Source organism: Streptomyces sp. SYSU D01066-1 (assembly GCF_054956795.1).
Genome location: NZ_JBUDHV010000073.1, coordinates 1 through 4,535, shown reverse-complemented (window position 1 = coordinate 4,535; position 4,535 = coordinate 1). Strand labels below are relative to the sequence as shown.

4 protein-coding genes are annotated in these 4,535 nt (G+C 73.0%); all 4 read right to left on the bottom strand.

Going from position 1 to position 4,535, the window contains the following annotated elements; translation table 11 throughout:
• A partial coding sequence (locus tag ACY1JF_RS31800; RefSeq protein WP_462708744.1) for a biotin/lipoyl-containing protein occupies positions 1-735 on the bottom strand: 735 nt, incomplete at its 3' end.
• A gap of 61 nt (positions 736-796) precedes the next feature.
• Positions 797-2,185 carry a dihydrolipoyl dehydrogenase gene (gene lpdA, locus ACY1JF_RS31795; protein ID WP_462708743.1) on the bottom strand — a complete coding sequence of 463 codons (1,389 nt, stop codon included), beginning with the start codon at positions 2,183-2,185 and terminating at the stop codon, positions 797-799.
• 361 nt (positions 2,186-2,546) lie between these two features.
• Complete coding sequence (locus ACY1JF_RS31790; RefSeq protein WP_462708742.1) at positions 2,547-4,091, bottom strand: leucyl aminopeptidase; 1,545 nt, start codon at positions 4,089-4,091, stop codon at positions 2,547-2,549.
• Between the two features lie 212 nt (positions 4,092-4,303).
• Positions 4,304-4,535: adenosylcobinamide-GDP ribazoletransferase (locus ACY1JF_RS31785; protein WP_462708741.1), on the bottom strand; the 232-nt coding region annotated here is incomplete at its 5' end.

Here is a 4,535-nt window from a genome sequence, read left to right as displayed (position 1 = left end):
CGGGGCCTGCTGCTGCGGGGCGGGAGCCGCCGGCGCCTGCGGGGCCGGGGCGGGGGCCGGCTCGGGCTGAGCCGGGGCCGCGGGGGCCGCGGGAGCGGCGGCGGGAGCGGCGCCGGCGGCACCGATGACGGCGAGCTTGGCGCCGACCTCGGCGGTCTCGTCCTCGCCGACCACGATCTCCAGCAGGGTGCCGGAGGCCGGCGCCGGGATCTCGGTGTCGACCTTGTCGGTGGAGACCTCGAGCAGCGGCTCGTCCTCGGTGACCTCCTCGCCGACCTCCTTCAGCCAGCGGGTGACGGTGCCCTCGGTGACCGACTCGCCGAGCGCGGGCAGGACGACGTCCGTGCCCTCGGCGGAGCCGCCGCCGGACGCGGCCTGCGGGGTCGGAGCGGGCGCCGGGGCGGCCTGCTCGGTGGAGGGGGCGGCGGCAGCGGGCTCGGGGGCGGGCTCGGCGACCTGCTCGGCGGCCGGGGCGGGGGCCGCCGCCGGGGCGCCGGTGCCGTCGTCGATCAGGGCCAGCTCGGCGCCGACCTCGACCGTCTCGTCCTCGGCGACCTTGATGGAGGACAGCACGCCGGAGGCGGGGGCCGGGATCTCGGTGTCGACCTTGTCGGTCGAGACCTCGAGCAGCGGCTCGTCGGCCTCGACGCGCTCACCCTCGGCCTTGAGCCAGCGGGTGACGGTGCCCTCGGTGACGCTCTCGCCGAGCGCCGGAAGGGTTACGGAAACCGCCATGGTTTCGGTTGCTCCTTACGAATTGCGGAAGTCTGTGTCGTCGCCCAGTGACCGGGGGAGGTCAGTCGTGGGAGTGGAGCGGCTTGCCCGCGAGGGCCAGGTGGGCCTCGCCGAGGGCCTCGTTCTGCGTCGGGTGGGCGTGGATGAGCTGCGCGACCTCGGCGGGCAGCGCCTCCCAGTTGTAGATCAGCTGGGCTTCGCCGACCTGCTCGCCCATGCGGTCGCCGACCATGTGGACGCCGACCACGGCACCGTCCTTGACCTGGACGAGCTTGATCTCGCCCGCGGTCTTGAGGATCTTGCTCCTGCCGTTGCCCGCCAGGTTGTACTTCAGGGCGACGACCTTGTCCGCACCGTAGATCTCCTTGGCCTTGGCCTCGGTGATGCCCACGGAGGCGACCTCGGGGTGGCAGTACGTCACCCGGGGCACGCCGTCGTAGTCGATCGGCACGGTCTTCAGACCGGCCAGCCGCTCCGCCACCAGGATGCCCTCGGCGAAGCCGACGTGCGCGAGCTGGAGGGTCGGGACCAGGTCGCCGACGGCGGAGACGGTCGGGACGTTGGTCCGCATGTACTCGTCGACGAGGACGTAGCCGCGGTCCATGGCGATCCCGGCCTCCTCGTAGCCCAGGCCCTGCGAGACCGGGCCGCGGCCGATGGCGACGAGCAGGATCTCGGCCTCGAACTCCTTGCCGTCGGCCAGCGTGACCTTGACACCGTCCTGGGTGTACTCGGCCTTCTGGAAGAAGGTGCCCAGGTTGAACTTGATGCCGCGCTTGCGGAAGGCGCGCTCCAGCAGCTTCGAGCTGTTCTCGTCCTCGACCGGGACCAGGTGCTTGAGGCCCTCGACGATGGTGACGTCGGTGCCGAAGGACTTCCACGCGGAGGCGAACTCGACGCCGATCACGCCGCCGCCCAGCACGATCGCGGACTTCGGCACGCGGTCCAGCTTGAGGGCGTGGTCGGAGGAGATGATCCGGTCGCCGTCGATGTTCAGGCCCGGCAGCGACTTCGGCACGGAGCCGGTCGCCAGCAGGACGTGGCGGCCCTGGACGCGCTGGCCGTTCACGTCCACCGAGGTCGGGGAGGAGAGGCGGCCCTCACCCTCGATGTACGTCACCTTGCGGGAGGCGATCAGCCCCTGCAGGCCCTTGTAGAGGCCGGAGATGACCTCGTCCTTGTACTTCTGGACGGCCGGCATGTCGATGCCCTCGAAGGTGGCCTTCACGCCGAACTGCTCGGACTCCCGGGCCTGGTCGGCGATCTCACCGGCGTGCAGCAGCGCCTTGGTGGGAATGCAGCCGACGTGCAGGCAGGTACCACCGACCTTGTTCTTCTCGATCAGGGCGACGTCCAGGCCCAGCTGCGCCCCGCGCAGGGCCGCGGCGTAACCACCGCTGCCACCGCCGAGGATCACTAGGTCGAAAACGGTGCTGGCGTCGTTCGCCACGTCACGTCCTCCATGCATGTGCGCCACGCCGGTCTCCAGTGACCGGTCGGCGGCTGGTGTCCGGCCGCTCGTTCTTCGGCCCTTGGGTGGGGCCCTGTCCTGCCGGGACCCATCTTCGCACCCGCGCAGGGGGTACGAGACGCGGGGCCGGTGTGTGAGACGCCCCACGTTCACTTGAGCACGCCGGTAAGGGCAGCGCCCCGTGAGGGGCGCGGGGCTGTGCTCGATCCGCGGCTCCGCCGCGCGGGCGCGACCGGGCGCCGGGGCGACCGACGCCCCAGGGGCGCGGGGAACTGCGCGACGGGCCACCACGGACCCGCAGCCGCCGATCTCACCCGCACCCCGAGCCCTCAGGCGGACGTCACCCGAGATCGCCGGCGGCGACCCGCTCGGCGAGCCGCACCAGCGTCCGCACCGCGGAGCCCGTACCGCCCTTGGGCGTGTACCCGAACGGCCCGCCCTCGTTGAACGCCGGCCCGGCGATGTCCAGGTGCGCCCAGGTGATCCCCTCGCCCACGAACTCCCGCAGGAATAGTCCGGCGACCAGCCCGCCGCCCATCCGCTCCCCCATGTTGGCGATGTCGGCCGTCGAGGACTCCATGCCCTTGCGCAGGTGCTCCGGCAGCGGCATCGGCCAGGCCGGCTCGCCGGCCTCCTCGGCCGCCTCGTGCAGCGCCGCGCGGAACGCGTCGTCGTTGGCCATGATCCCGAACGTCCGGCTGCCCAGCGCCAGCATCATCGCGCCGGTCAGCGTCGCCACGTCGACGATCGCGTCCGGCTTCTCCTCGGAGGCCGCCCACAGCGCGTCGGCCAGCACCAGGCGGCCCTCGGCGTCGGTGTTGAGCACCTCCACCGTCTTGCCGCTGTACATGCGCAGCACGTCACCGGGGCGGACGGCGGAGCCCGACGGCATGTTCTCGGCCAGCGCCAGCCAGCCGGTGACGTTGACCGCCAGGCCGAGCCGCGCGGCGGCGACCACGGCGGCGAAGACCGCCGCCGCACCGCTCATGTCGCACTTCATCGTCTCGTTGTGCCCGGCCGGCTTCAGCGAGATGCCGCCCGAGTCGTAGGTGATGCCCTTGCCGACGAAGGCGAGGGACTTCTTCGCCTTGGAGGAGGTGTACGACAGCTTCACCAGCCGCGGCGCCGACGCCGAGCCGGAGCCGACGCCCAGGATGCCGCCGTAGCCGCCCTTGGTCAGCGCCTTCTCGTCGAGCACCTGCACCTTGATGCCGTGCTCCTTGGCGGCGGCCTGCGCGATCGCGGCGAACGCCTCGGGGTCCAGGTCGTTGGGCGGGGTGTTGACCAGGTCGCGGGCGCGGTTCAGCTCCTCGGCGACGGCGGTGGCGCGCTCGACGGCGGCCTTGTACGCCTTGTCGCGGGGCTTGCCGCCCAGCAGCGCCGCCTCGGCCAGCGGCGCCTTGCCGTTCTTGGCCTTCTTGCCCTTGCCGCCGCCGTTGTCCTTGTACGCGTCGAAGGAGTACGCGCCCAGCAGCACGCCCTCGCCGACCGCGCCGGCGTCCGCGGCGTCCGCCAGCGGCAGCGCGAAGGCGGCCTTCCTGGTCCCGGCCAGGGCGCGGGCGGCGGCGCCGGCGGCCCTGCGCAGGGCCTCGCCGTCGTAACCGGCGTCCTTCCCGGGCTCGGGGCCCAGGCCCACCGCCACCACGAGCGGCGCCTTGAAGCCGGCCGGCGCGGGCAGCTTCGTCACCTCGCCCTCCGCGCCCGAGGCGCCGAGGGTCTCCAGGACGCCGGCCAGCTTGCCGTCGTACGCCTTGTCCACGGCCTCGGCGCCGGGGGCCACGACCAGGCTCCGGCTGTCGTTCGCGGAGCCCTTGGCGACACCGATCACGATCGCGTCGGTCCGCAGGCCGGGCGCCGCGGCGGTGCTGAGAGTGAGAGCAGTCACGGTGGTGAAATCTCGCTTCCGTCTGTTTTCCGGTTTTCCGGTGAGATTTTCCGGTGGAACCGGGTTGATCCGGTGAATTCGGGTGAAGTCCGGTGTGTGGCCGAACGCGGTGGGTCGACCGGGCCCGGTCCCGACCCTAGATCCCCCCTGCGCCACGGTCTCCATCCGGGCGGTGCCCAAACCCCGCACGAGCCTACGCTCGTGGCCCGGTGTCAGCCGAGGACCAGCACCACCAGGGCCGTCGTGGCCGCGGTCTCGGCGAGGCCGCCGAAGACGTCGCCGGTGACCCCGCCGAAGCGGCGCACGCAGTGCCAAAGCAGCAGTTCGGCGGCGCCGAGGGCGAGCAGCGCGGCGACGGCGGTCCGGGCCGCGCCCGCCGGCCCGAGGAGCGCGCCCGCCGCCGCGGCGGCGGCCACCGTGACGGCGGCGGCCGTGCCCAGCGCG